The following is a 24805-nucleotide window of genomic DNA, read 5'->3' as shown; positions in this document are numbered from 1 at the left end:
CTCATTTTATCCGTGCAAATTCCTTAGAAACGGTCATTCCACGCATGGCACAACACTTGCATTGTCTTTTCCATGCGCGAGAGTATTCAGTCACCTTAATCATTGAGCCGCTCGCATGACAATTTGGCAATAGGTCGCTAGAGTTCCGGTTGGCAAGCAATAGCTTGGCGATGCTGGTCCGAGAGCAACCGACCTTCACAGCAAGGTTACACGGCGGGATAAAAGCCCGGGAGGTTATCGTTATGGATACTCTCGCGTGCCGTATTTATCTTGAACCGAAACTGTGGAGATACTCTGATGACTGGTCATTTCCGTAACAAACTCAGCGCCTTGCTGCTCATACCCGCCCTCCTGTTCAGCCTCAACGCCCACGCTGAAACCAAAGATTCCTTCAAAATTGCCTGGTCGATCTACGCAGGCTGGATGCCGTGGGATTACGCCGACAGTTCCGGCATCATGAAAAAATGGGCGGACAAATACGGCATCAGCGTCGATATTGTGCAAATCAACGATTACGTCGAATCCATCAACCAGTACACCGCTGGTGGCTTTGATGGCTGTGTCATGACCAATATGGATGCGCTGACCATTCCGGCGGCGGGTGGGGTCGATTCCACTGCGCTGATTGTGGGCGACTTTTCCAATGGCAACGACGGGGTAGTCCTCAAGGGCAAAGACAAGAAGCTGGCTGACATCAAGGGGCAGAAAGTCAATCTGGTGGAACTCTCGGTTTCGCACTACCTGTTGGCACGCGGTCTGGAAAAAAGCGGCTTGTCGGAAAAAGACATTACCGTGGTCAATACCTCGGATGCGGATATGGTCGCCACCTTCAGCTCCAGCGATGTGACTTCTGCGGTGACTTGGAACCCCTTGCTGTCTGAAATTGCCGCGCTGCCGGATACCAGCAAGGTGTTCGATTCCAGCGAAATTCCCGGCGAAATCATCGACCTGATGGTGGTCAACAGCGATACCCTCAAAGACAACCCCAAACTCGGCAAAGCTTTGGTCGGTGCATGGTATGAAATCATGGGCTTGATGAAACAAGGCGACGAAACCGCGCTGACAGCAATGGCGAAAGCCTCCGGCACGGATTTGGCAGGCTACAAGGCACAACTGGACGCGACCAAAATGTTCTACGCCCCAGCGGATGCGGTGGCTTTCACCGACAGCGCGGAACTGCCCAAGACCATGCAACTGGTCAGCCAGTTCTCGTTTGACCACGGCTTGCTGGGCAGCGGGGCAAAAGATGCCGGTACAGTGGGCATGGCGTTCAGTGGCGACAACATTACCGGCGACAAGGCCAATGTCAAACTGCGCTTTGATAGCACCTACATGAAAATGGCAGCAGACAGTAGCCTGTAAGCAGACGCACAGGGGAACCGTGCCATGAAAAGACTCATTAACCAGCGTCCATCCCGCGCCGCGCAGGTGCTGCTGGGGATTTTACCCTTTGCCTTGCTGTTGCTCGCCTATGTGTGGGCATCGGAACTGCGGCTGGCAGCCAACCCGAACGACAAACTGTTGCCCGCTTTCAGCAGCATTGGCGAAGCGATCTGGAGCATGGCGTTTGAAGCCGACAAGCGCAGCGGCAACTACCTGTTGTGGGTCGATACCCTCGCCAGCTTGCAACGGCTGGGTCTGGGTGTATTGCTGAGTGCCGTGATGGGGCTGGTAATTGGGGTGGCCAATGGCGCGGTTCCACTGTTTCGGGCAGGGCTTTCGCCGCTGGTGATGGCGCTGTCGCTGATTCCACCAATGGCGATTTTGCCGGTGCTGTTCATTGTGTTCGGTTTGGGGGAAGTCTCCAAGGTGGCGCTGATTACGATTGGCATTGCGCCCTTCCTGATCCGTGACATGCAGCAACGGGTGCTGGAATTGCCGGAAGAACAGTTCATCAAGGCGCAAACCCTGGGGGCGAGTAGCTGGCAATTGATCTTGCGGGTGATTTTGCCGCAAGTATTGCCGCGCTTGCTGGATGCGGTGCGCTTGAGTCTGGGCTCGGCGTGGCTGTTTTTGATTGCTGCCGAAGCGATTGCTGCCACTGAAGGCTTGGGCTACCGGATTTTTCTGGTGCGCCGCTACCTGTCGATGGATGTGATCCTGCCCTATGTGTTGTGGATTACCTTGCTGGCCTTCCTCACCGATTACCTGTTGCGGGTGCTGACCCGGCGCAGCTTCCCTTGGTATTACCACGGAGGCAAACCATGAACGTCATCGAAGCCCGCCACTTGTGGAAAGAGTACGGCGACAATGTGGTGCTGGAAAATGTCAGTCTGACGGTCAAGGCCGGGGAGTTCATTACCGTGGTCGGCACGTCTGGCTGTGGCAAAACCACCTTCCTGAAACTGTTGCTGGGGGTGGAAACCGCTACCCGTGGCGAGTTGCTGCTGGATGGCAAGCCCTTGCCGGATGAACCCAATGCGGATCGCGGCATTGTGTTCCAGCGTTATTCGGTGTTTCCGCATTTGAATGTGTTGGAAAACGTCATGCTGGGTGCGGAACTGGCAGCCTCGCCGTTCTGGGGGCGCACCTTTGGCAAACGCCGCCGCGCTATCCGTGAGCAAGCAGTGGCGATGCTGGAATCAGTGGGTTTGGGGGCAGCCTTGCTTAAATACCCGTCGGAATTGTCCGGTGGGATGCAGCAACGCTTGGCTCTCGCCCAAGCCCTGATCAAAAAGCCGCGCATCCTGTTGCTGGATGAACCGTTCGGCGCACTCGACCCCGGTATCCGTGCCGATATGCACCAGTTGATCCTCTCCATCTGGCGGCAGACCGGCCTGACCATTTTCATGATTACCCACGACCTCAAGGAAGGCTTTTACCTTGGCACGCGCCTGTGGGTATTCGACAAACGGCGGCACGACCCGCAAGCCCCCAACCGCTTTGGAGCCACCATTACCTACGACATTCCGCTTGGGCATACCGACCGGACGACCTTGCACACCATCCAACAATCGCTGGGAGCCAACCATGACTGAAACCTCTTCCCCCTCTACCTTGTTGTATGAAGACCGCATCCCCGGTGGCGCACACTGGTCATTGCTGCTACGGCAGGGAACCAGCCTGCGCCTGATTGACCTGGAAGGTGGCGCGAATGTCGGCATGTTGTTCTACAACCCGCTGGAAAAGCTGGAACGCTACAATGCCCCGGACACCCTCAAATGCCAGCACACTTTCAAACTGACCCGTGGGCATTGCCTGTATTCCGACATGGGGCGGATTTTTTGCTCCATCGTTGCCGATAGCGTCGGCTGGCACGATACCGTCGGCGGCAACCTGAGTACCGCCGCGTTGCAACGCAAATGGGGCGTGAAAACCTATCAGGATTTTCGCAATGACTGGACCATCAGCGGCGAACAAGCCTTTCTGGTGGAACTGGCAAAATACGGCCTCAACCGCCGCGACATGGCCGCCAACCTCAACCTGTTCAGCAAGGTTGCACCGGATGATGACGGCAACCTGCATTTCATCCCCGATCACAGTCAGGCAGGCGATAGCGTTGAACTGCGCTTTGAAATGGATACGCTAGTGCTGTTCCACACCTGCCCGCACCCGCTGAACCCGGCGGCGGAATACCCCAAAAAGCCGGTTGCTTACCAGCTATATGCGGCTGCACCCATCGCCGAGGACGATTACTGCATGAACTTCCGCCCGGAAAACCAGCGCGGATTCCAGAACAACCACATCTACCATTTGCAGGGCAAGCACCCGCACGGCTGCTGTTGAGGAGGCACGCATGATCAAGGAAAGTCTGTTACAGGCAGCCACTGCCAGTTACCGCGCAACCGTTCCGGCGGGTGATTACTGGATGCAGGTGGTCAAGGCGGGGCAAACCCTGCGCATTCTCGATCGGGAAGGCAATCAGGCTGCCGATACCCTGTTTTACAACGCGGCTGACCCCTCGGAGCGTTATTCAGCGGTGGATACCATCCGTGAACAGGGCAATGTGTACCTGACGGCGGGTACGCCTTTGCTGTCGAATCTTGGCAATGTGATGCTGGAAATCACCGCCGATACCTGCGGGCGGCACGATACCTTGGGTGGGGCGTGTGCCACCGAATCCAACACCGTGCGTTACGCGCTGGAAAAAAAGTGTATGCACGCCTGCCGCGATAGCTGGATGCTGGCAGTGGCTTCCCACCCCGAATTCGGCATGAGCAAGCGCGACATTACCCACAATATCAATTTTTTCATGAATGTGCCGGTCACGCCTGACGGGGGTTTGAGCTTTGCCGATGGCATTTCGGATGCAGGCAAATACGTGGAAATGCGGGCGCACATGGACGTGATTGTGCTGATTTCCAACTGCCCGCAGCTCAATAACCCGTGCAATGCCTACAACCCGACCCCTATCGACGTGCTGATCTGGAATTAATCCAGCGGGAAGACTGCCATGTTCAACAAAGTCCTGATTGCCAATCGCGGCGCGATTGCCGTGCGTATTATCCGTACCCTGCGTGCGCTGGGGGTCAAGGCGGTAGCGGTGTATGCCGAAGCCGACCGCGATTCCCTGCATGTCCAGTACGCTGACGAAGCCTGGTCACTGGGCGAAGGTTCGGCGGCGGAAACCTATCTGAACCAACCGCGTTTGCTGGAAATCATCGCTACCAGTGGCGCACAGGCTGTGCATCCGGGTTACGGTTTCCTGAGTGAAAACACCGCGTTTGCGCAACGCTGCGAAGCCGCAGGCATCGTGTTTCTGGGGCCAACCCCGGCGCAAATGGAAGCGTTTGGCCTGAAACACCGCGCCCGCGAACTGGCCTTGCACAATCAGGTGCCGCTGCTGCCCGGTTCGGATTTGCTCGACTCGCTTGACGCTGCCCTTGCCGCAGCCGAAAGCATTGGCTACCCGCTAATGCTCAAATCCACTGCCGGGGGCGGCGGTATCGGGATGCAACGCTGTGACAATGCTGCTGAACTCAGTGCCGCGTATGAATCGGTACGGCGTTTGGGGGCAAACAATTTCGCCAACAGTGGCGTATTCCTCGAAAAATTTATTACCCACGCCCGCCATATTGAAGTGCAAGTGTTCGGCGATGGGCAGGGGCAAGTGCTGGCTTTGGGTGAACGCGACTGTTCCGCGCAACGCCGCAACCAGAAGGTGATTGAGGAAACCCCAGCGCCCAACTTGCCGGGTGCGGTGCGTCAAGAATTGCAAGCCGTAGCGGTGCGGCTGATGAGCGCGGTGCAATACCGCAGCGCAGGTACGGTGGAATATGTCTACGACCAGCAAACCGCTGCGTTCTACTTTCTGGAGGTGAACACGCGCTTGCAGGTGGAACACGGTGTCACCGAACAGGTGTATGGCGTGGACATTGTGCGCTGGATGCTGCAACTGGGCGCGGGCGAATTCGTGTTCCCGACTGAAGCGTTACGCGCCAACGGACACGCCATCCAGACCCGTGTGTATGCCGAAGACCCCAACAAGCAATTCCAGCCCTGTGCCGGGTTGCTCAGCCATGTGGCATTTCCGCAGACAGCGGGTTTGCGCATTGACCACTGGATTGAAGCGGGTATGACGGTTTCGCCGTTTTTCGACCCGATGCTCGCCAAGATTATCTGCTACGCGCCGGATCGGGCGACTGCCTGTGAGCAACTGGATGCTGCACTCGCCGCCACCGAGATTTACGGCATTGAAACCAATATCGCCTACGTGCGGCAAGTGCTGGCAACCGACACTTTCCGTGCCGGACACATCACCACCCGTTACCTCAATAGTCTGGCATGGCAGCCGCACAGCGTGGATGTGCTTGCCCCCGGCACACAAACCAGTGTGCAGGATTATCCGGGGCGGCAAGGGTATTGGGATATTGGCGTGCCACCTTCGGGGCCTTTCGACGCTTGGTCATTCCTACTCGGCAACCGTTTGCTGGGCAATGCGCCGGAGTGTGCGGGGCTGGAAATCACCTTGAGTGGCCCGACCTTGCGCTTCAACACGGCTACCCGCGTGGTGCTGGCGGGGGCGCAGATGGAAGCGACGCTGGATGGCGTTACTATCCCATTCTGGCAAGTCATCACCGTAGCCGCAGGCAGCACCCTGAAACTGGGCAAGGTGCAAGCCTCTGGCACGCGGGCGTATTTGCTGCTGCAAGGCGGGGTGCAATGCCCGCACTATCTGGGGTCACGCGCCACTTTCACGCTGGGACAATTTGGCGGACACGCCGGACGGGTATTGCGCAGCGGTGATGTATTGCACCTGCCGACACTACCGGGGCTGTTGCCGGAAATTGCAACCTTGCCCGCCAGCCTGTTGCCAGAGATAAGCAATGACTGGGAAATCAAGGTGATCTACGGCCCGCACGGTGCGCCGGATTTTTTCACCGCACGGGACATCGACACCTTTTTTGCCACCGACTGGGAAGTGCATTACAACTCCAGCCGTACCGGCATCCGCCTGATTGGTCCCAAACCGCAATGGGCGCGTTCCGATGGCGGCGAAGCGGGGATGCACCCGTCCAACCTGCACGACAATGCCTACGCGGTCGGCACGATTGATTTTACTGGCGACATGCCAGTGATTCTGGGGCCGGATGGGCCTTCCCTCGGCGGATTTGTCTGCCCTGCCACCGTGATTACCGCCGACCTATGGAAACTGGGGCAATTACGCGCAGGCGACAAGGTGCGGTTTGTGCCGGTGTCGCTGGCAGAAGCGGTAGCGTTGGAGCGGGCGCAACAGCAAGCGATTTTGCAACTCAATCCCTCACCCCCTCACCCCCGCACCCAGCCCCTTGCAGGGTCGTCCCTCAAGGGGCGAGGGGGAACAAAAGAAGATTCTTTCTTAGCCCCTCTCCCCTTGAGGGAGAGGGGTTGGGGTGAGGGGACTCCCCTTGTCACCTACCGCCCCTGCGGCGACCACTACCTGCTGGTCGAATACGGCGCAATGGTGCTGGACATCAACCTGCGCTTCCGTGTCCACGCGCTGATGTTGTGGTTGCAGGAACAGCAGATCGAAGGTGTGCGCGAACTCACCCCCGGCATCCGTTCGCTGCAAGTGCATTACGATAGCCAAACCTTGTCCGTTGAGGCGTTGCTGGCATGGCTGGAGCAGGCGGAACAAGCCCTGCAAGGCATTGAGGATATGCAAGTGCCTGCCCGTATCGTGCATCTGCCCTTGTCGTGGGATGACATTGCCTGCCGTGAAGCCATTGCCAAATACCAGCAGTCGGTGCGCAAGGATGCGCCCTGGTGTCCGAGCAATATCGAATTCATCCGCCGTATCAATGGGCTGGCATCCATTGAGGAGGTCAGGCGCATTGTGTTCGAGGCGAGTTATCTGGTGATGGGCTTGGGGGATGTGTATCTGGGTGCGCCGGTTGCCACACCACTTGACCCGCGTCATCGGCTGGTGACGACCAAATACAACCCGGCTCGCACATGGACAGCGGAAAATTCGGTGGGTATCGGCGGCTCTTACCTGTGCGTCTACGGCATGGAAGGCCCCGGAGGCTACCAGTTTGTCGGGCGTACTTTGCAAATGTGGAACCGTTACCGCCAGCCCCGCGAGTTTACCCAGCCTTGGTTGCTGCGCTTTTTCGACCAAATCCGTTTCTATGAGGTCAGCCACGAGGAATTGCAGCAAATCCGCCAAGATTTCCCGCAAGGCCGTTACCCGCTGCGCATTGAGGAAACCACCTTCAGCCTGCGTGACTACAATGCCTTGCTGGAACAAAACCGCGCTGACATTGCCACTTTTACTGCGCAACGGCAGGCGGCGTTTGACACCGAATTGCAGCACTGGATCGACAGCGGGCAATTCCATTTTGAAAGCGAATCGCAAGCCGGAAACGCCGAAGCCGAACGCGAAACCCTCGATGACCACCACACTGCGGTGGATAGCCCGCTGGCCTGTTCCATCTGGCAAGTGCTGGTCGAGCCGGGAATGGCGGTCAAGGCTGGCGATACCTTGCTGATACTGGAGGCGATGAAAATGGAAATTAAACTGGAAGCACCCTGCGATGGCGTGGTGTTATCCCTGCAACGCCAAGCCGGGGCGCAAGTGGCGGCAGGCGAACGTTTACTGGTGCTGGAGGTGCAATAATATGGCAATGCCGACACTCAACCTGACGATTCCGGCACTGCATACGGCTTATCGCAGCGGCACATTAACGCCTGCGCAATTGCTGGATGAACTGCTGCTTCGTTGTGACAGCTATGCTGAGCACAATATCTGGATCACGCGCCTGAGCCGGGCGCAGCTTCAGCCTTATCTGGAGGCGCTGGCAGGGCATAGCCCGGATACCTTGCCCTTGTATGGCGTGCCGTTTGTGATCAAGGACAATATCGACCTTGCCGCGATTCCGACCACGGCGGGGTGCGCCGAGTTTGCTTACGTGCCATCCGAGGATGCGTTTGTGGTGGCGCAATTGCTAAAAGCGGGGGCGATTCCGTTGGGGAAAACCAATCTGGATCAGTTTGCGACTGGCTTGGTGGGGGTACGTTCGCCGTGGGGGGCGTGCCGCAACAGTTTCAACCCGGACTACCTGTCTGGCGGGTCGAGTTCTGGTTCGGCGGTGGCAGTAGCGTTGGGGCTGGTAACGTTTGCCTTGGGGACGGATACCGCCGGTTCGGGGCGAGTGCCTGCGGCATTCAACAATATTGTGGGGCTGAAACCCAGCAAGGGTTTGCTGAGTACGCGCGGGGTTGTGCCAGCCTGCCGCAGTCTGGATTGTGTGAGTATTTTTGCCACCACCACCGATGATGCGGCGCAAGTGTTGGGGCTGGCTACCCAGTTTGATGCACAAGATGCCTATGCCCGCCAGAATGTGGATAGCAATCGGCGCAATTACGGTGTGCCTGCCAAACCCACGTTCCGTTTTGCCGTTCCGTTGGCAGAGCAATTGCAATTCTTTGGCAATGCCAGTGCGCAAGCCTGTTTTGCGGCGGCGGTGGAGCAATTGAAAAATCTGGGCGGCGAATGCCAGCGGCTGGATTTTACCCCTTTCCTGCAAGCGGCAAAGCTGCTGTATGAAGGCCCGTGGGTGGCGGAACGGCGTATTGCTACCGCAGACGTTGATCCTGCGGCAATGTTGCCTGTCATCCGTGAGATTTTGGCTGGTCAGGTCGATGCGAAGGCGGAAGACCTATTCGGGGCGCAATACCAGTTGCAAGCCTACATCCAGCAGGTGACGCCGATTCTGGCGCATTTCGATTGCCTGCTGACGCCGACTGCCGGAACGCTGTACACCATTGCTGAAGTGGAAGCCGACCCGATCCGCCTCAACAGCCATCTGGGGTATTACACCAATTTCATGAATTTGCTGGATTGTGCAGCGGTGGCGCTGCCTGCGGGCTTTATGGAAAACGGTTTGCCGTTTGGCGTGACCTTGTTTGCGCGGGCGTTTAGCGACAACCGCTTGCTAAGTCTTGCCAATTGTTGGCAGCAAGCTTTGCAACTGCCCTTGGGGGCAACGGGTCTGGCATTGCCAGCTTCAACCGCGCCTGTGGCGGGTGTCGATGACCGGGTTGAGGTGGTGGTTTGTGGCGCACACTTGCAAGGTTTGCCGCTGAACTGGCAGTTGACCGAGCGCGGTGGCGAGTTGGTGGCGAAAACGTACAGCGCGGCCTGTTACCGCCTGTATGCCTTGGCAGGTGGCCCGCCATTCCGCCCCGGCATGGTCAGGGATGAAGCGGATGGCAGGGCGATTGAGGTGGAAATCTGGCGTTTGCCCACCGCGCAATTCGGCTCGTTTGTGGCGGGTATCCCCGCACCGCTGGGGATAGGCAAGGTGGAACTGGCTGATGGGCGCTGGTACAGCGGGTTTATTTGCGAGCCGTATGCGCTGGCAAGTGCGACCGATATTACGCAATTGGGGGGCTGGCGGGCGTATATGGCGGCTGGCTGATTAATCCAGCTTATTCTGGCGCAATTCCACCATCGCCTTTTCCGCCTTTGCGCCCAAGAACACATACACACCCAGCGCGACCAGCAAACCTGCTGCCGAAAACATCATTTCCACCGCGCCTGCCAACATGTGCCCGTCGCCCAGCACCGATTTAAACATCAGCAGCAATGCCTCAATCGACACCGCAATCAGGATAGCCGACATAAAGCGCGTAATGGTGCGGCGGGTGGAGCTGTGGCGGAAAATGTCCTTGTGCATCAACACTTCCTCTTCCAGCGTGGTTTTGGCGAGGTCGAAAATTGCCAGTGCCAGCGTCAGGTAAACAATAATCCCGAATGGCTTGGTGTAATGCAGCTCGTGTTCGCCTGTTTCCGGTATGAATACTGACCACAATTCTTCCAGCGAAAAATAGAACAGCAGCCCGACCACGCTGAACAAGCCCAGCGCAATCGCGGCGTAGATGCTCTTAAACAGCACACTGAACTTACGCCGCTGCGAATCGCCCATCAAAAATTCGATGGTGCGTGACAAATCAATGTCCAGCACGATGTAACCCAGCAATACATCGGTGGCAGAACGCACCTCCACCGCCGCTGAAATGCACAAACTGCGGCTGGCAACCGACAAATACGGTGCAGTAACGATGGTGGCACGGCTGTCTTTGGCTTGCAGAAAATACGGGCGATGGCTGCGGTCTTTGCCCACGCCACCTTGCTGATCAGCCAAGGTGTTGCCGGGGGCGACATTGTGGCTGAGTTGCTGCCCGCTGGGGTCGAGGGTGTAGAGCAAGTCCACAAACGGGTAACTTTCCATAAGGCAATCAATGGCTTTCTGTTGGCGAGCCTCATCTTGAAACAAGGTTTCGTCGTTGATGCCGCTGAGGATAGACCCCATCAGCTCGTTGATCGAGGCGGTGTGTTGGTGGTAATGCTCGATGATCTGGATGTAGCTCATTTCGGACATAGCTTAGCTCCCTTTCTCAGGTTATTTTGTGCAGTTGCAGCAATATCCATGCCATTGCATTGCCGTTATGTTTTATGATACATAACGAAACCATGAATACAGTACCCAACATCTACCACCTACGCGGACGCTTTTGGATCGAAAGTCCCCAAGGAACATTTCTCGGTCAAGGCCGTGTTGCCTTGCTGGAACGTATCCGCGAACACGGCTCAATCAGCGCAGCGGCGCGTTCGATCGAAATGTCCTACCGCCAAGCATGGGCACTCGTCAATTCAATGAACACATACAGCCACACGCCGCTGGTCAGCAGTGCCACGGGCGGGAAAGGTGGCGGCGGTGCACGTTTGACCGAAACGGGCGAAAAAGCCATTGCGCTTTACCATGCTGTCCGCGCTGATTTTGACGCTTTTCTGGCAAAACGTTCCGAATCCCTGACCCTGTAAAATTTTTTGCCACTCGTTATGTTTTTTTAGGAATAGCGAAATGAATGCACCACTGATTAACATTGCCATTAACCCGGTTAACGCCGCGCCAATGGATGTAACGCCAACCACGACGATGGAAATGTATGGTTTGGGGCTGGCTTGCCTGATCGACATCCGCCAAGGGTTTGAGCTGGAGATCAAGGGCGAAATTCCACGCGCCACCCATATCCCGTTTTTCAACGTCAAGCAATTCTTTGGCTTCCAACTCAGCGAAGATGAACAGGAAATCCTCGATGCCGATGAACCCAACGATCTGGACATCCGCTCGTTCATCAAAGCCATCAACACCCTCAAACAAAGCTGGGATTGTACCTTCCTGATCGTGTGCAACAGCGGCAAACGCAGTGTTTGTGCCACCAAATTGCTGCGCGAACTTGGCTATCCCAAAACGTTTTCGGTGCAAGGCGGCTTCATTGCCCTGAAACCCTTACTACCCATGCCCGGAGTCAGTGCATGAGTAACACCCTGAAACCAGCCATTTCCTGTGACACCATGCCGCAAGGCACACTCAGTGTTGAACAAGCGCAAGCACGGATACTGGAAAGCATTACGCCACTGCATGACACTGAAACGGTAGCGTTGCTGCAAGCGGGTGGACGTATGCTTGCCCAGCCCGTCTATGCGCAGATGAATGTCCCGCCCCATACCAATTCCGCGATGGATGGTTATGCCCTGCGCCATGCCGATCTTGCGGAAGGCGCGTGGTTGAAGATTTTCGGTAGCTCTTTCGCGGGTCGTCCCTTTGCTGGTGTGGTGCAGGCGGGCGAATGTGTACGCATCATGACAGGCGCGGTTTTGCCCGCTGGCGCAGATACTGTGGTCATGCAGGAAAATGTGCAGTGTGAAGATCATGCCATCCACGTTTCTGGCAAGCTCTCTGTCGGTGAAAACGTCCGCCATGCCGGGGAAGACAGCAAGGTTGGTGATCTGCTGCTGGTTGCCAGGCATAAACTGAATGCCGCTGACATTGGCTTGCTGGCTTCCCAAGGGATTGCCAATGTTGCGGTGATCCGCCATCTGCGCGTGGCGTTCTGCTCCACGGGCGACGAACTCAAAATCCTTGGTGATACCCTGCAACCCGGCGATATTTACGATAGTAACCGCTATATCCTCCACACCTTGCTGCAAAAGCTGGATGTGGAAATGTTCAATCTGGGTGTGGTGCGCGATACACGCGAATCCGTGGAAATGGTTTTCCGCCATGCACGCGATATGGCAGATGTCTTTATCACCAGTGGTGGCGTATCTGTTGGCGAAGCGGATTATGTCACCGACACTCTGAAAAGCATGGGGCAAGTCAATTTCTGGAAAATCGCCTTCAAACCGGGCAAACCGCTGGCATTTGGCACATTGGGCAATTGCCTGTTCTTCGGCTTGCCGGGGAATCCCGTGTTGGTAATGGCGACCTTCCTGCTGTTCGTGCGCCCTGCCATTCTCGCTTTGCGCGGGGAAACCGTGTCACTCGTGCCGGAATACACCGCTATTTGCGATACGCCACTGAAAAAAGAACCGGGGCGCAAAGATTACCAACGCGGCATTTGTGAGCGTGACAGCAGCGGGCAATGGCACGTCCGCACCACGGGCAACCAAGGTTCGCATGTGTTGCGTTCCATGAGCCAAGCCAACTGTTTTATTGTCTTGCCGCTTGAGTGGGGCAATGTGGAAGCGGGAACAGCGGTCACGATTATCCCGTTCGAGGGGCTGATGTGATTGGTTATGTACTCCTACAACATAACGTAGCAAAACCGACAGGATAGGTGGAATTGTAGTAAACACGACAGGATCGAATTTTTATAAATAATTGATTATATTGTTTTTATTTAATGGCACGGGTTTTGCTAATTCGTTATGGAACAGATGACGGGTGTCTGTTATCTAGCGTTATGCAGTAACAGGTTATAACCCTTTTTCATCCATCAGCTTTCGTGTTAGAGGAGTAATGACAGCATGAATCAAGAGGCAGGCTCTCTGACAACGGGCTGGCGGCAAATTTTGTTTCCGGCCATAGCGCGACAATTCAGGGGGCAACGCTGGTTTGATATTGGTCTGCGTAGCATCCATCTGGTTGGCATCGTTGGGCTAGGGGGCGGATTCCTGTTCCACCTGCCCAGTGAACAGTATGAGCTGTTCTGGTTGGTGACACTATTATCCGGCGGACTGTTGATGTTGATTAACGTATGGTCAAGTGCCGTATGGTTATTGCAAGTCAAGGGGCAAGCCATCCTGCTTAAACTTGTCATGCTTTACTTTGCTGGAATACTGCCGGAATGGAGCAGTCTGTTGTTTATCCTGATTATTTTATTGTCGGGAGTAGTCGCTCATGCACCGGGCAAAATCCGTGGGTTTTGCCTGTTCTCCAGCAACCAAAGGAATATTTGCTCATGATGTATTTCAGTGACGACGAACTAGACCACCTCATCCGCGAAGACGTGCCGTTTCTGGATTTGACCACGCACGTCACCGGCATTGGCGCAGCAAAGGGAAGCATCCGTTATATCACCCGCGAGCCAACGGTCATTTGTTGCACCGAAGAAGCACTGCGCATCTTCCAGAAACTTGGCTTGTTCACCCTCAGTCTATTGCCTTCGGGCAGTGTTGTTCCCGCCGGGACGGTGGTGATGGAAGCCCAAGGCAGTGCGCAAGCCATCCACGCGGCATGGCGGGTTGCGCTTAACCTGCTGGAATACGCCTCTGGCATTGCCACCCGTACCCATAAAATGGTGGAACGGGTTCAGCAGGTTGCGCCCCACGTTTCAGTGGTGACGACCCGCAAAAGTACCCCTTGGGCAAAGAAAATGACACTCAAAGCCATCCTCAGTGGTGGTGCATTGCCACATCGACTGGGCTTGTCTGAAACCGTACTGGTGTTTGATGAACATATCCGCTTCATGGCGGACTTCGACACTTTCCTGTCTCAGGTCAGCATCCTGAAAGCGCGTCTGGGCGAAAAAATGGTGGTGGCGGAAGCACACACTCACGATACCGCCCTCAAACTGGCTCAAGCAGGGGTTGACATGGTTCAACTGGACAAATTGGACATTGAAGAAACCCGGCGTGTAACGGCTGCCATTAAAACCGCTTGCCCACAAGTCAAAGTGGCGATTGCGGGCGGTATCCATCTGGACAACGCCGCAGCCTACGCCGCCACGGGCGTGGACATGCTGGTGACTTCATCCTTGTATTTCGGCAAACCCGCCGACATCAAGGCCGACATCCAGAAAATCAACTAGGAGGCTGTATGAAAACCATCACCATGCAAATGCAACAACTGATGGCAACCCCACTGCGCCACGGGCGACGCTGGGACTATCTGGAATTACTGGAACGCATTGATGCCACTGGCTCGATCTCCGCCGCTTCCAAAGCGATGGGCATGAGCTACAAAGCCGCGTGGGAAGCGGTGTTAATGGTCAACAACCTGTCAGAAGAACCCGTGGTCGAGCGGCAAGCTGGCGGACAACACGGCGGCGGAACCAACCTGACGGCTTACGGGCGGCGCATGGTGATGGTTTACCGCCACATGGAAAAAGAACACGCCCGCATCCTCTCCCAATTAGGGCAGGTGGCGGACAATTTCGAGCAATATTTTCAACTGATCAGGAGATTCGATATGCAAACTAGCAGCCGTAACCAATTCTTAGGCACTGTTACCCACGTAACCAACGGGCCGGTCAATTCCGAAGTTATCCTCGACATCGGCGGCGGTGACGAACTCGTTGCCGTTATTACCCATAACAGTGTTGAGCACCTTGGCCTTGCGCCCGGCGTGCAAGCCTACGCGCTGGTCAAAGCCCCGTGGGTGATCCTCACCAAAGACGATGGCAAGATCAAAACCAGCGCCCGCAACCATTTGCGCGGCACGATCGTCAGCTTGCAGGAAGGCGCGGTCAATGCCGAAGTCATCATTGAATTACCCGGTGGCAAAACCGTCACCGCGATTATTACCAACGACAGCGTGCAGGATATGGAGCTGAAAGTCGGGGACAAAGCCAGTGCCCTGATCAAGGCATCGCACATTATCCTTGCTGTATCCAACTAATAACCAACGGATTTTCCCTCACTAGCCATTTAAGGAACTCACCATGAAACTGTTCAAACAAACTCTGCTTACCGCCGTTATCGCTTGCAGCACTGCCAGTGCGTGGGCGGATGAAGTGCAAGTCGCCGTTGCTTCCAACTTCACCAAGCCGCTGGAAGCCATTGCGGAAAAATTCAAAGCTGCCAGCGGGCATGAATTGAAAATCTCCGCAGGTGCAACGGGCAAGCTGTACGCCCAGATCGAAAACGGCGCACCGTTTGAAGTATTCATTTCCGCCGACAGCAAGACCCCGAAAAAGCTGGTTGAAGCCAAAATGGCAGAAGCTGATAGCCAGTTCACCTATGCTTTCGGCACGCTGGTCGTGTGGAGTAGCAAGGAAGGCTATGTGGACGACAAGGGTGACGTGCTAAAAAAGGGCGAATTCCAGCATCTGGCGATTGCCAACCCCAAAACGGCCCCTTACGGTGAAGCGGGCATGGCGGTGATGGAAAAGCTGGGGCTGACTGCTGCCATCACGCCTAAACTGGTGACGGGCGAAAACATTACCCAGACGTATGATTTCGTTTCCACTGGCAATGCGGAACTGGGTTTTGTTGCCCTGTCACAGGTATCCAAAGCCAACAAACTCAAGTCCGGTTCTGCTTGGGTTGTGCCACAGGAAATGTACAAACCCTTGTCGCAAGATGCTGTCCTGTTAAGCAAAGGCAAGGATAGCGCCGCTGCCAAAGCCCTGCTGGAATTCCTCAAAGGGGATGATGCACAGGCGATCATGACCAGCTATGGTTACGCCTTACCGAAAAAAGACGAGGTGAAATAAACCATGCTATCCCCCAGCGATTGGTCAGCCGTTTGGCTGACCTTCAAACTTGCCAGCCTCACGACCCTGATTCTGTTGCTGATTGGTACGCCGTTGGCATGGCATCTGGCGCGTACCCGCCGCTGGTGGAAAGCCCCTTTGAGTGCGGTGGTGGCTTTACCGATTGTATTGCCGCCTACCGTGCTGGGTTTTTACCTGCTGATCACAATGGGGCCAAAAGGCCCGATTGGGCAGTTGACCAGTGCTTTGGGGTTGGGGACATTACCGTTTACTTTTACTGGCTTGCTGGTGGCTTCGGTGTTCTATTCGTTGCCGTTTGTGGTGCAACCCATCCAGAATGCGTTTGAAACGCTGGATATGCGGCTGATGGAGGCGGCAAGCACGCTGCGGGCAAAACCGTTAGATGCGTTTTTCAGCGTGGCATTACCGATGGCGCGACCCGGTTTTCTCACCGCTTGTATTCTGGGATTTGCGCATACCGTGGGCGAATTCGGTGTGGTGTTAATGATTGGTGGCAATATTCCCGACAAAACCCGCGTGGTATCAGTACAGATTTATGACCATGTGGAGTCGATGGAATACGCGCAAGCGCATTGGCTGGCAGGCGGCATGGTGGTGTTTTCCTTCATCGTGTTGTTGTTGATGTATACGCTTAACCGTGGAATCAGGATGTCAAAAATATGAGTAATACACCGCACGACAACCTACACGCGCGTTTCCAACTGGCTTTCAGTGGCTTCCAGTTGGAAACCGATTTGCAATTGCCGGGGCGGGGCGTAACCGCATTGTTCGGGCATTCCGGCTCTGGCAAAACCACCTTGCTGCGCTGCATTGCCGGGTTGCAACGCCCGGACAGTGGTTTCCTGCAAGTGCGCGGGCAGGTGTGGCAAGACAGCGCGAAGGGCGTGTTTTTGCCGACGCACCAACGCCCATTGGGGTACGTGTTTCAGGAGGCCAGCCTGTTTCCGCATCTGACCGCTCGCAAGAACATTGATTATGGGCGCAAACGTGCCGCGCAATCCGCCAATGATGCCGAATTGGCAGCGATTGTGGAGATGTTGGGGATTGAACATTTGCTGGACAAAATCCCCGCGCAACTCTCCGGCGGTGAACGCCAGCGGGTCGGCATTGCCCGCGCCCTTGCCCTCAAGCCGCAAGTGTTGCTGATGGATGAACCACTTGCTGCGCTCGACCTCAAGCGCAAGCAGGAAATTCTGCCGTTTCTGGAACGCTTGCACCGCGAACTCGACATTCCGATTTTGTACGTAACGCATTCGCCGCAGGAAGTGACCCAGCTTGCCGACCATCTGGTGGTGCTGGAAGCGGGCAAGGTGGTGGCTTCGGGCGCATTGGCGGAGGTGTTGACGCGGCTGGATTCGCCGATGGCGCAAGGCAAAGAAGCCTCCAGCGTGTTGCAGGTGAAAGTGTGGGATCATGAGCCGGAATTTCACCTCAGTCACGTCGGTTTTGCGGGGGGCGTGATCAGCTTGCCTTACCAGCAGGCAACCGCCGTGGGTACACCGTTGCGCTTGCGCATTGATGCCCGCGATGTCAGTTTGACGCTGCAACAACCGGCGCAAACCAGCATCCTTAACGTGTTGCCCGCCAGTATTACCGGCATGGCGCAACCCGTGGCGGGGCAGGTGATGGTGCGTTTGAACCTGGGTGGCGTGCCATTGCTGGCACACATTACCCAGAAATCAGCGGTGCAACTGGGGTTGAAGGTGGGAATGGCGGTGTTTGCGCAGATCAAGGCCACCGCGATTGTGTGAGCGCCCGCGTCACCCGCCGATTAACACCCGCTCCACCAACATTTACCCTGACTCTCCTGAAATTTCATGGCGGCATCGTATTTGGGCGCACTGCTACGTGGTTGATTCAGGCTTTCTTTAATGCCGAAACTGCCGTATTGACTGAAGGTGTGCGGCACGCTAAACAGCATAAACGTCTGTCCACCCGCTGCTTTCCACATTTTCAACAGCCGTTGATAACGTTCGCCCATGCGCGGGTCACGGTTGGCGGCGTGGAGCAAGTCAACCATGTTTTGTCGGCGCTCAGCGGCGATTTCACCGCCAATCGTTAGGTGCTGCCCGCCTTCGTAAGCGTACAAGGCTTTGCCATACTTTTGTGCGACGGCTGCTTGCTTGGCAAACTGGTTTTTAAGACCTTCCAGCCCGAACGGGTCGTTGATGTTATCCATCGCGGCAAAAATATCATCAACAGACGTAGCATTCACCAGCGGTTTGGGGATTTTGTTGCGGTCATTGCAGGCAGGCAGTTTGGCATCGTCATTGCGCCAACATGCGTAAAAATAGCCGCCGGTGGCAATCGCATCCACGTACTGGCGCGTATCGCTGTAGGCCAACATGCTTTCGGTGCGGTTCGCGTCATTCTGGTATGTCCCCAACAGGCGCACGAGGCGTTGCGTGCCACCAAATTCATCTTCCCAGATTTGAAAGACTTTGCTGGCTTGTTTGGTATAGTAATAAACCCCACGCCAGTTCCATTCCCGTTCATCGGTGGGGCTGCTCAGATCTTCGCCTTTTTTGAGCACGTAGTAATACGCCCAGAAAATGCCATTCCAAGTTTCATTGCTGTATTCGACATGGGCTTTTAACCCGGTGTTGAGGTGCGCTTCGACGTAGCGGGCAAATTCCCTGATGTACGTTTCGGAGGCATTGTGCGGAATATTGAACCACGGGTGCGCGTTTAATTGGTTGGCGAGTTCGACTTGCACTTCAATCGGCACGCCGCGCCCGTAACGTTCCAGACGCGCGATATTGCCGGACGCGCCCCAAACGGCATCAGCGAGTTTGCTGCGCTGCTCCCAGCGGAATTCTTGCACCAAGCAAGTTTGGTCGAAGATCAGATTGCCATCGGCATCGCGGATGAAACTGTTGGGTTTGCCGGGTTCGGTTTGCGCACAGGTGAGGTAGCTGGGGCTGGCTTCCATCAGGTTCATCATGCGCACCACGCGGAAGTCTTTGAGGAAATTCAAATAACTGGGGTTGAAAACAATCGCATTGCGATCAGCCCGCAAGGTGTCTTCAAAGCTGCGGTATTGCCCAGCAGGGCAATTTGCCGCGCCATCGACGCGCGTGAAGGGCTGGCCTTCACAAATGCCACCGGGCATGACAATGCGGATATTTTTGACCGTACCGCTGGTGATTCTTATCTCGATACGGTTATTAGTGGCGACACTATCCAATTTGACCGGTAGGGTCACGTCGATTTCATCGCGCCCTGGTGTGCTGTTCACCCGTTTGGCGTAACCGAAATATTTCAGCTCGCCGGTGCCCTCGTATAACACGGTGTAACGTCCATTAGGAACTTGGCCTTGCACGGCGCTATCCAGCAAGAAGGTGCGAATAATGCAAGTGGCGCTGGGTGGCGTGGTTGCCCAGCCGTTTTCATCATAAGCGACGTCTTTACACGAATATTCACGCAATGGGCGTGCAACGCGGAAAATGTCGGCAAAGGGTACGGGGGACGAGATGCTGTTTTGTTCGGCTTGCGGTGCTTCGCTATTGATGCCTAACGACGGTTGGAACAAGGCGGCGGGTGCTTGCCCGTAGATGGCGAGTTGTTGGGCTAACACGTTTTCAAATTGATCGAGCGAAACGTTCCACGCCAAATTCAGGCTGTTGGCGTTTGCGCCCAGTTGAATGCCGTTGCTGGCGTTGCGATCGCTGTCGAGGCTGAGGAAAAAGCGTTCCAGATTTTTACGCGCATGGTAAGTGCAAGCGCTGAGATCGGCATTGCCACTGCATACGGCGGCTGCCATGTCGTGTTGCGTTAAGCTGGTTTTGCCGAGTACGGGCAGTTGCGTGGTGCTGCCTAAGTGCAAGGATAGGTTGCTGGAGGGGGCGCTGAAACCGCCATCCGCACCACTGACATTGCCCGCATTGAGGTATTGCAAACCACTAATGGGCGTCTCGGCGTTGTTGCGGGTGGGGTCGAGCAAGACTAAGCGCCCGCTGCTGGCAACTGCCGCAGTGGGGGGCTCACTTTCAGTGCCGCTGCCGCAACCCGCCAGTAGCAACAACATAGCGATGAGCAAACCCGTGAAGCGGGTCGGCAGTGTGTTAGCCCAGTTAATTCTGGTGTTCATAAAGTGGCCTTGTGTTGAGTTCTTCTCAGGTTTTTATCAGCTTGCGATAATTAGATGCCGATTATGGCGCAAAATTCCCGATTAGAAGCTAAAAATACCATTGGCGTTAACGGTACGGGTCGGGCAATTGCCCCGGAACATTTCCCACTCGTCGCAACGTTTACCGCTGGGTAGTAAGCAGTCGGTTCTGTCGCCTTCTGGGGTGCGGTGTGTTTCTAATTTGCCGTGATTTTGCAAGCAATTAAGTGACGCAGGGTTGGCGGCTCGTGCCGCTTGCGGTGTAACGTTCATGGGCGCTGGAGCGCTGCTACAGGCGTAGAGTGTTAGCATCAGGCTGATGATAAAGCCCACTCTCAACTTCACTTCGTACATGTTTTCTGTTCTCATTGGATTTTAAAAAGCTGATGATAACGCATTGTCGGGTTTCCGGCATAAAGCAGTGCAACACGGGAGTTAAAAAATGCGCAAATGGATAATCGTCGCTGTCACTGGAATTTTAAGTGCTTGTACGGGCGGGCATAATTTGGATTCACCGCTTAAAACTTGTAAGGCTGTCACGGTCGCGTTAGCCGGTGATAAGGGCGTGGTGTGGCACAGTGAGCAGCAAACCGAACAAACCGGCGTGCAGTTACAAGTCACCTTGGAATTCGTGCTGGAAGGGCAGCCGGGTAATGAGGTGTCACAAGCGGTGTGCATTTATGGCCTGAGCAGCCCGGATATGGATTACCGCAATGCCATGGGTGAATACGCCAATACCCCAACGGAAATGATGATCAACGGCATGGCGATTCCTGCCGGTGATTTGGTGCAAGCCATCAACCTTGCTACCGCTAATACTGCCAAAGCAATTGGTCAGAAAGCGGTCGAGCAAATCAACGAGAAATCAGGATACTAGCTTTCAGGCCGGGGTGATTGTCGTGCAATTGCACGGTGGCATTGTGCAATTCTGCCACGGCTTTCACCAGACTTAACCCTAGCCCGTTGCCGGGCGTGCTGCGGGCATTATCCAAGCGGGTGAAACGTTTGAAGACTTGTTCGCGTTGTGCTTCAGGAATGCCCGGCCCGTTATCGGCCACCGTAATCGTAATATTACCCATCTGTTGCGTCGCGGCTAGGTGGATTTCACCACCGGCTGGGGTGTATTTCACCGCATTATCCAATAAATTGGTGATGGCTTGCGCTAACAATTGGCGATTGCCGTGTATCTGTAAGCCGGTGGCCGCGTGATAGCTCAGGGTGAGGTTTTGCTCTTCTGCCACGGCGGTGTAGAGGTCGGCGAGTTCTTCGATCAGTAGCGTTAGATCGACTTCTGCCCAGTCTTGGCGTTGAGCGCTGGATTCGATTTGCGCAATGCTCAACAGCGCGTTGAACGTTTTAATCAGTTCGTCAACTTCGACAATGGTGTCTTGGATCAACTGTGGGTAATCGGTGGGTTTGGATGGCTGAAATTGGCTGGTTTCCAAACGGTTCCGCAAGCGATTGAGCGGGTTGCGTAAATCGTGTGCGAGGTTGTCGGTGACATCGCGCATACTTTGCATCAGGTGTTCGATACGTGTCAGCATGGTGTTGAGGACATGACCGAGGCTATCGAATTCGTCATTGCGCCCGGTGACTGGCATTCGCCGCCCCAAGTCGCCGCTCATAATATCATTGGCGGTGCGGCTGACTGCATTAATACGGCGTTGCACGTTATGGCTCATGAAGATGCCGCCCGCCAAGGCTAATGCCACAATAATGCCAATCGCCGCTAAAACGGTTTGCAGCAAACGGTCTTGCAGGGTGTGTTGTTCTTTAAGATCGGTCACCACCAAGAGTTGATAGCCCCCCGGTAACAGTGTCAGCATCATGCGTGCAGGCTCAGAATGGCGCTTTTCGCCGGTAATCAAACTGAACGGTAAGCTGGCAACAATCTGTTTGGAACGTTGGGTGTCTTGATTAAACTTGAGGTCGCGCGTCAAATCCTGTTGGCTGCGGTGAATCAGCCGCGAAATCAAATAACGTGAGCCGTTTTCACTGTTGCGCATGGTGATTGCGCCGGTCAAACCTTCGACGGCAAGGCTGCGGTATAAATTGAGCAAGGCATCGGTTTCGAGCTGCAAGCGGGCATCGGTTTGCTGCTCCATTTGCCCTTTTGCCATCCAGTAAATGTAGCCCAGTCCGCCCGCTGCCACGGTGCTAAACAGCAAGGCGTACACCAATGATAGCCGGAAAACCGAGGTGTTAAGCAGATTGCGGGTCATGCAATAAATACCCCGCACCCCGAATGGTGTGTAGCAATGGTGTGTCAAAATCCTTGTCTATTTTGCCGCGCAACCGGCTAATATGTACGTCGATGACATTGGTCTGCGGGTCGAAATGGTAATCCCAGACTTTTTCCAGCAACATGGTGCGGGTGACGACTTGCCCGGCGTGACGCATCAGGTATTCGAGCAGGTTGAACTCGCGCGGTTGCAGCGGAATGACCGTGCCGCCACGGGTAACGCGGCGTTTGAGCAAGTCCATTTCCAAATCGCGTACCCTCAGCGTGGTGTATTCCTGCGCGGGTTGGGTACGGCGCAATAACGCCTGCAAACGTGCCAGCAATTCGCTGAAAGCGTAAGGTTTCACCAAATAATCATCGCCACCGGCACGCAAGCCTTCGACGCGGTGATCGACATCGCCTAAGGCACTCAAGATGAGCACGGGCGTTTGCATTCCTTGCGCACGCAGGATTTGGATCAAGGAAAGACCATCGCGTTTGGGCAACATTCGATCGACAATCAACACGTCGTAGTTGCCTTGCAGGGCAAGGTGCAGGCCATCCTCGCCATCAGCAGCGTGATCAACAATGTAGCCACTTTCCGTCAAGCCTTTTTGGATAAAACTGGCGGTTTGGCGATCATCTTCAACGATTAGGATATTCATCGAACAAGCATAAAACACTTCCCGAAATCTAAACATGACAATTCCGTAACTTTCCCGCAAACCCTTGGTAATGTTCGTGCTGTCACTATATTGGCTATACACAGAATATTGCAGGAGTAAGCGATTCATGTTCACACGTAAGCAGCGGGTATTAGGCGCAGGTTTGCTGATGAGTTCAGCATTGGTGTTGGGTAGCATGTTGCCGGTATTGGCGGAAACGGCTACTACGTTTCCTTTGCAGCAAGCCCCAGCCGCCGCTCCTCTGATTGCCGCGCCAGCCGCCGCCTCGACTGGGGGTGCGTTGCCGGAATTGACCACCTTGATCAAACAAAATAGCCCCGCCGTGGTCAATATCAGCGTGGAAGCGTCAGCATCCTCTAAGCGCAATAGCGGTTTAGAAGGCTTACCACCGGAACTGGAACGCTTTTTCCGAGGCTTACCCGAAGGTGATGACGAGCCAGAATCAGGTCGTGCCAGAGCGTCCGGGTCAGGGTTTATTATTTCAGCGGATGGCTATGTCGTTACCAATGCGCACGTCGTGGAAGACGCCAAATCCATTACGGTGGGGTTGAATGATCGCCGTGATTTGCCTGCTGAAGTCATTGGCGTTGATACCCTCAGTGACATTGCGGTGCTCAAAGTTAAGGCTGAAAACTTGCCGACCGTGCAACTCGGCGATTCCAACGGTTTGGAAGTCGGGCAGTGGGTAGTCGCGATTGGTGCGCCGTTTGGCTTGGATTTGACTGCAACCCAAGGCATTGTCAGCGCCTTGTCACGGAGCTTGCCCGACGGCACGTATGTACCGTTCATTCAAACCGATGTGGCGGTGAATCCCGGTAATTCCGGCGGCCCGCTGTTTGATTTGAGCGGGCGCGTGGTCGGGGTCAATTCGCAAATTTACAGCCGTAGCGGTGGCTACATGGGAATTTCGTTTGCAATTCCGGTAAACGTGGCAAAAACCGTTATCGAGCAACTCAAGAGCAAAGGCAAAGTTGACCGGGGTTGGTTAGGCGTGGCGATTCAAGACATGAGCCAAGATTTAGCCAGCTCTTTCAATTTGAATCAGCCGGATGGCGCACTCGTTTCCAATGTTCAGCTCGGTAGCCCCGCCGCTGAAGCGGGCGTACTGGCGGGTGACGTTATCGTCGGTTTTGGGGATGGCAAGGTACGATCTTCCTCCGATTTGCCTTTGCTGGTCGGCAATACCCCGGTGGGGGCGCAAGTTCCGCTCAAGCTGTTGCGAGCAGGGGTAGAGAAAACCTTGAATGTCACGATTGCTAAACTCGGCGATGACAAAGAAGCAGCCTCGCCGATCGCGAAAACTCAAGGCGAAAGCGGCATGTTAGGGCTGGGCGTCGCGACTTTAAGCAGTGATGAATTGAAATCCCGCAAGCTGGATAACGGCGTGGTGGTCGAACAAGTCTTAGCCGATGGCCCCGCTGAGCAAGCCGGTTTAACCGTGGGGGATGTGATTGTTTCGGTCAACAATCAGCCCGTGAACTCGGCGGCGGATTTGAAAACAGCGGTGCAAGCTGCCCCTAGTGGCAAACCGATTGCGATGTTGATTATGCAGGGTGAACAATCGCGCTTTATTGCGGTCAATAAACCTTAAGACACTTCACTAAACTTGGCACACTCCAAGCA

23 protein-coding genes are annotated in these 24805 nt (G+C 55.2%); 18 read left to right on the top strand and 5 right to left on the bottom strand.

Annotated features, from left to right (window positions below; genetic code table 11):
• Positions 1-297 precede the first annotated feature (297 nt).
• Genes L3K52_12280 through atzF form a run of 7 tightly spaced genes read left to right on the top strand, consistent with a single transcriptional unit; the run spans position 298 to position 9842 of the window.
• Positions 298-1362: a putative urea ABC transporter substrate-binding protein gene (locus tag L3K52_12280; protein ID UOG90973.1), complete on the top strand. Its 1065-nt coding sequence runs from the start codon at positions 298-300 to the stop codon at positions 1360-1362.
• A 24-nt stretch (positions 1363-1386) separates the two neighbouring features.
• Positions 1387-2208: an ABC transporter permease gene (locus L3K52_12275; protein ID UOG90972.1), complete on the top strand. Its 822-nt coding sequence runs from the start codon at positions 1387-1389 to the stop codon at positions 2206-2208.
• Positions 2205-2978: an ABC transporter ATP-binding protein gene (locus L3K52_12270; protein UOG90971.1), complete on the top strand. Its 774-nt coding sequence runs from the start codon at positions 2205-2207 to the stop codon at positions 2976-2978. Before L3K52_12275 ends, L3K52_12270 begins: the two co-directional genes overlap by 4 nt.
• Positions 2971-3726, top strand: a complete 756-nt coding sequence (locus L3K52_12265; protein ID UOG90970.1) for an urea carboxylase-associated family protein — start codon at positions 2971-2973, stop codon at positions 3724-3726. The genes L3K52_12270 and L3K52_12265 overlap by 8 nt, the downstream gene beginning before the upstream one ends.
• Positions 3727-3736: 10 nt before the next feature.
• Positions 3737-4375: an urea carboxylase-associated family protein gene (locus L3K52_12260; protein ID UOG90969.1), complete on the top strand. Its 639-nt coding sequence runs from the start codon at positions 3737-3739 to the stop codon at positions 4373-4375.
• A gap of 18 nt (positions 4376-4393) precedes the next feature.
• Positions 4394-8038: an urea carboxylase gene (gene uca, locus L3K52_12255; GenBank protein UOG90968.1), complete on the top strand. Its 3645-nt coding sequence runs from the start codon at positions 4394-4396 to the stop codon at positions 8036-8038.
• A gap of 1 nt (position 8039) precedes the next feature.
• Positions 8040-9842, top strand: coding sequence for an allophanate hydrolase (atzF, locus tag L3K52_12250; protein UOG90967.1), 1803 nt, complete (start codon positions 8040-8042; stop codon positions 9840-9842).
• Here atzF and L3K52_12245 read toward each other — a convergent pair whose 3' ends face one another.
• Complete coding sequence (locus L3K52_12245; protein ID UOG90966.1) at positions 9843-10805, bottom strand: PDC sensor domain-containing protein; 963 nt, start codon at positions 10803-10805, stop codon at positions 9843-9845. It abuts the gene before it with no gap.
• 92 nt (positions 10806-10897) lie between these two features.
• Here L3K52_12245 and L3K52_12240 point away from each other — a divergent pair, with 92 nt between their 5' ends.
• The 9 genes from L3K52_12240 (at position 10898) to modC (ending at position 17918) form a co-directional block, all read left to right on the top strand.
• Positions 10898-11248 carry a LysR family transcriptional regulator gene (locus tag L3K52_12240; protein UOG90965.1) on the top strand — a complete coding sequence of 117 codons (351 nt, stop codon included), beginning with the start codon at positions 10898-10900 and terminating at the stop codon, positions 11246-11248.
• Between the two features lie 40 nt (positions 11249-11288).
• Entirely contained in the window at positions 11289-11747 is a 459-nt protein-coding gene (locus tag L3K52_12235; protein ID UOG90964.1) for a hypothetical protein, read from the top strand.
• A complete protein-coding gene (locus tag L3K52_12230; GenBank protein UOG90963.1) occupies positions 11744-13000 on the top strand; it encodes a molybdopterin molybdotransferase MoeA in 1257 nt (418 codons plus the stop codon). The genes L3K52_12235 and L3K52_12230 overlap by 4 nt, the downstream gene beginning before the upstream one ends.
• A 237-nt stretch (positions 13001-13237) precedes the next feature.
• Entirely contained in the window at positions 13238-13675 is a 438-nt protein-coding gene (locus tag L3K52_12225; protein ID UOG90962.1) for a hypothetical protein, read from the top strand.
• Entirely contained in the window at positions 13672-14520 is an 849-nt protein-coding gene (modD, locus tag L3K52_12220) for a ModD protein (GenBank protein UOG90961.1), read from the top strand. Before L3K52_12225 ends, modD begins: the two co-directional genes overlap by 4 nt.
• 8 nt (positions 14521-14528) lie before the next feature.
• Positions 14529-15329, top strand: a complete 801-nt coding sequence (locus L3K52_12215) for a TOBE domain-containing protein (protein ID UOG90960.1) — start codon at positions 14529-14531, stop codon at positions 15327-15329.
• A 43-nt stretch (positions 15330-15372) separates the two neighbouring features.
• A complete protein-coding gene (gene modA, locus L3K52_12210) occupies positions 15373-16146 on the top strand; it encodes a molybdate ABC transporter substrate-binding protein (protein UOG90959.1) in 774 nt (257 codons plus the stop codon).
• A 3-nt stretch (positions 16147-16149) separates the two neighbouring features.
• On the top strand, positions 16150-16830 hold the full coding sequence (gene modB / locus L3K52_12205) for a molybdate ABC transporter permease subunit (GenBank protein UOG90958.1): 681 nt from the start codon (positions 16150-16152) through the stop codon (positions 16828-16830).
• Entirely contained in the window at positions 16827-17918 is a 1092-nt protein-coding gene (gene modC / locus L3K52_12200) for a molybdenum ABC transporter ATP-binding protein (GenBank protein UOG90957.1), read from the top strand. Before modB ends, modC begins: the two co-directional genes overlap by 4 nt.
• A gap of 20 nt (positions 17919-17938) precedes the next feature.
• On the opposite strand, the gene L3K52_12195 is transcribed toward modC, so the two are convergent.
• Complete coding sequence (locus tag L3K52_12195) at positions 17939-20257, bottom strand: hypothetical protein (protein ID UOG90956.1); 2319 nt, start codon at positions 20255-20257, stop codon at positions 17939-17941.
• Between the two features lie 81 nt (positions 20258-20338).
• Complete coding sequence (locus L3K52_12190; GenBank protein ID UOG90955.1) at positions 20339-20629, bottom strand: DUF333 domain-containing protein; 291 nt, start codon at positions 20627-20629, stop codon at positions 20339-20341.
• A gap of 88 nt (positions 20630-20717) precedes the next feature.
• Between L3K52_12190 and L3K52_12185 the strand changes: the two genes are divergently transcribed.
• A complete protein-coding gene (locus L3K52_12185; GenBank protein UOG90954.1) occupies positions 20718-21152 on the top strand; it encodes a hypothetical protein in 435 nt (144 codons plus the stop codon).
• Here the strand turns inward: L3K52_12185 and L3K52_12180 are convergent.
• Together L3K52_12180 and L3K52_12175 are read right to left on the bottom strand one after the other, a co-directional pair.
• Complete coding sequence (locus L3K52_12180; GenBank protein ID UOG90953.1) at positions 21130-22497, bottom strand: HAMP domain-containing histidine kinase; 1368 nt, start codon at positions 22495-22497, stop codon at positions 21130-21132. The genes L3K52_12185 and L3K52_12180 overlap by 23 nt on opposite strands.
• Positions 22478-23161, bottom strand: coding sequence for a response regulator transcription factor (locus L3K52_12175; GenBank protein ID UOG94004.1), 684 nt, complete (start codon positions 23159-23161; stop codon positions 22478-22480). The genes L3K52_12180 and L3K52_12175 overlap by 20 nt, the downstream gene beginning before the upstream one ends.
• Positions 23162-23288: 127 nt before the next feature.
• On the opposite strand from L3K52_12175, the gene L3K52_12170 reads away from it, so the two are divergent.
• Positions 23289-24773, top strand: coding sequence for a DegQ family serine endoprotease (locus tag L3K52_12170; GenBank protein UOG90952.1), 1485 nt, complete (start codon positions 23289-23291; stop codon positions 24771-24773).
• The last annotated feature ends 32 nt before the right edge of the window (positions 24774-24805 follow it).

It is taken from the genome of Candidatus Thiothrix sulfatifontis (assembly GCA_022828425.1).
Classification (GTDB): domain Bacteria; phylum Pseudomonadota; class Gammaproteobacteria; order Thiotrichales; family Thiotrichaceae; genus Thiothrix; species Thiothrix sulfatifontis.
Note: the sequence above shows the minus strand (reverse complement) of the source record. Positions and strands in the feature narration are given on the sequence as shown.

Excerpts from the sequence above, each read along its gene's own strand:
- L3K52_12240 (UOG90965.1), top strand. The coding sequence starts at position 10,898 with ATGAATACAGTACCCAACATCTACCACCTACGCGGACGCTTTTGGATC.
- L3K52_12265 (UOG90970.1), top strand. The coding sequence starts at position 2,971 with ATGACTGAAACCTCTTCCCCCTCTACCTTGTTGTATGAAGACCGCATC.
- uca (UOG90968.1), top strand. The coding sequence starts at position 4,394 with ATGTTCAACAAAGTCCTGATTGCCAATCGCGGCGCGATTGCCGTGCGT.
- L3K52_12170 (UOG90952.1), top strand. The coding sequence starts at position 23,289 with ATGTTCACACGTAAGCAGCGGGTATTAGGCGCAGGTTTGCTGATGAGT.
- L3K52_12185 (UOG90954.1), top strand. The coding sequence starts at position 20,718 with ATGCGCAAATGGATAATCGTCGCTGTCACTGGAATTTTAAGTGCTTGT.
- L3K52_12245 (UOG90966.1), bottom strand. The coding sequence starts at position 10,805 with ATGTCCGAAATGAGCTACATCCAGATCATCGAGCATTACCACCAACAC.
- L3K52_12270 (UOG90971.1), top strand. The coding sequence starts at position 2,205 with ATGAACGTCATCGAAGCCCGCCACTTGTGGAAAGAGTACGGCGACAAT.
- L3K52_12275 (UOG90972.1), top strand. The coding sequence starts at position 1,387 with ATGAAAAGACTCATTAACCAGCGTCCATCCCGCGCCGCGCAGGTGCTG.
- atzF (UOG90967.1), top strand. The coding sequence starts at position 8,040 with ATGGCAATGCCGACACTCAACCTGACGATTCCGGCACTGCATACGGCT.
- modA (UOG90959.1), top strand. The coding sequence starts at position 15,373 with ATGAAACTGTTCAAACAAACTCTGCTTACCGCCGTTATCGCTTGCAGC.
- L3K52_12180 (UOG90953.1), bottom strand. The coding sequence starts at position 22,497 with ATGACCCGCAATCTGCTTAACACCTCGGTTTTCCGGCTATCATTGGTG.
- modB (UOG90958.1), top strand. The coding sequence starts at position 16,150 with ATGCTATCCCCCAGCGATTGGTCAGCCGTTTGGCTGACCTTCAAACTT.
- L3K52_12230 (UOG90963.1), top strand. The coding sequence starts at position 11,744 with ATGAGTAACACCCTGAAACCAGCCATTTCCTGTGACACCATGCCGCAA.
- L3K52_12260 (UOG90969.1), top strand. The coding sequence starts at position 3,737 with ATGATCAAGGAAAGTCTGTTACAGGCAGCCACTGCCAGTTACCGCGCA.
- L3K52_12190 (UOG90955.1), bottom strand. The coding sequence starts at position 20,629 with ATGTACGAAGTGAAGTTGAGAGTGGGCTTTATCATCAGCCTGATGCTA.
- modC (UOG90957.1), top strand. The coding sequence starts at position 16,827 with ATGAGTAATACACCGCACGACAACCTACACGCGCGTTTCCAACTGGCT.
- L3K52_12235 (UOG90964.1), top strand. The coding sequence starts at position 11,289 with ATGAATGCACCACTGATTAACATTGCCATTAACCCGGTTAACGCCGCG.
- L3K52_12175 (UOG94004.1), bottom strand. The coding sequence starts at position 23,161 with ATGAATATCCTAATCGTTGAAGATGATCGCCAAACCGCCAGTTTTATC.
- L3K52_12195 (UOG90956.1), bottom strand. The coding sequence starts at position 20,257 with ATGAACACCAGAATTAACTGGGCTAACACACTGCCGACCCGCTTCACG.
- modD (UOG90961.1), top strand. The coding sequence starts at position 13,672 with ATGATGTATTTCAGTGACGACGAACTAGACCACCTCATCCGCGAAGAC.
- L3K52_12215 (UOG90960.1), top strand. The coding sequence starts at position 14,529 with ATGAAAACCATCACCATGCAAATGCAACAACTGATGGCAACCCCACTG.
- L3K52_12225 (UOG90962.1), top strand. The coding sequence starts at position 13,238 with ATGAATCAAGAGGCAGGCTCTCTGACAACGGGCTGGCGGCAAATTTTG.
- L3K52_12280 (UOG90973.1), top strand. The coding sequence starts at position 298 with ATGACTGGTCATTTCCGTAACAAACTCAGCGCCTTGCTGCTCATACCC.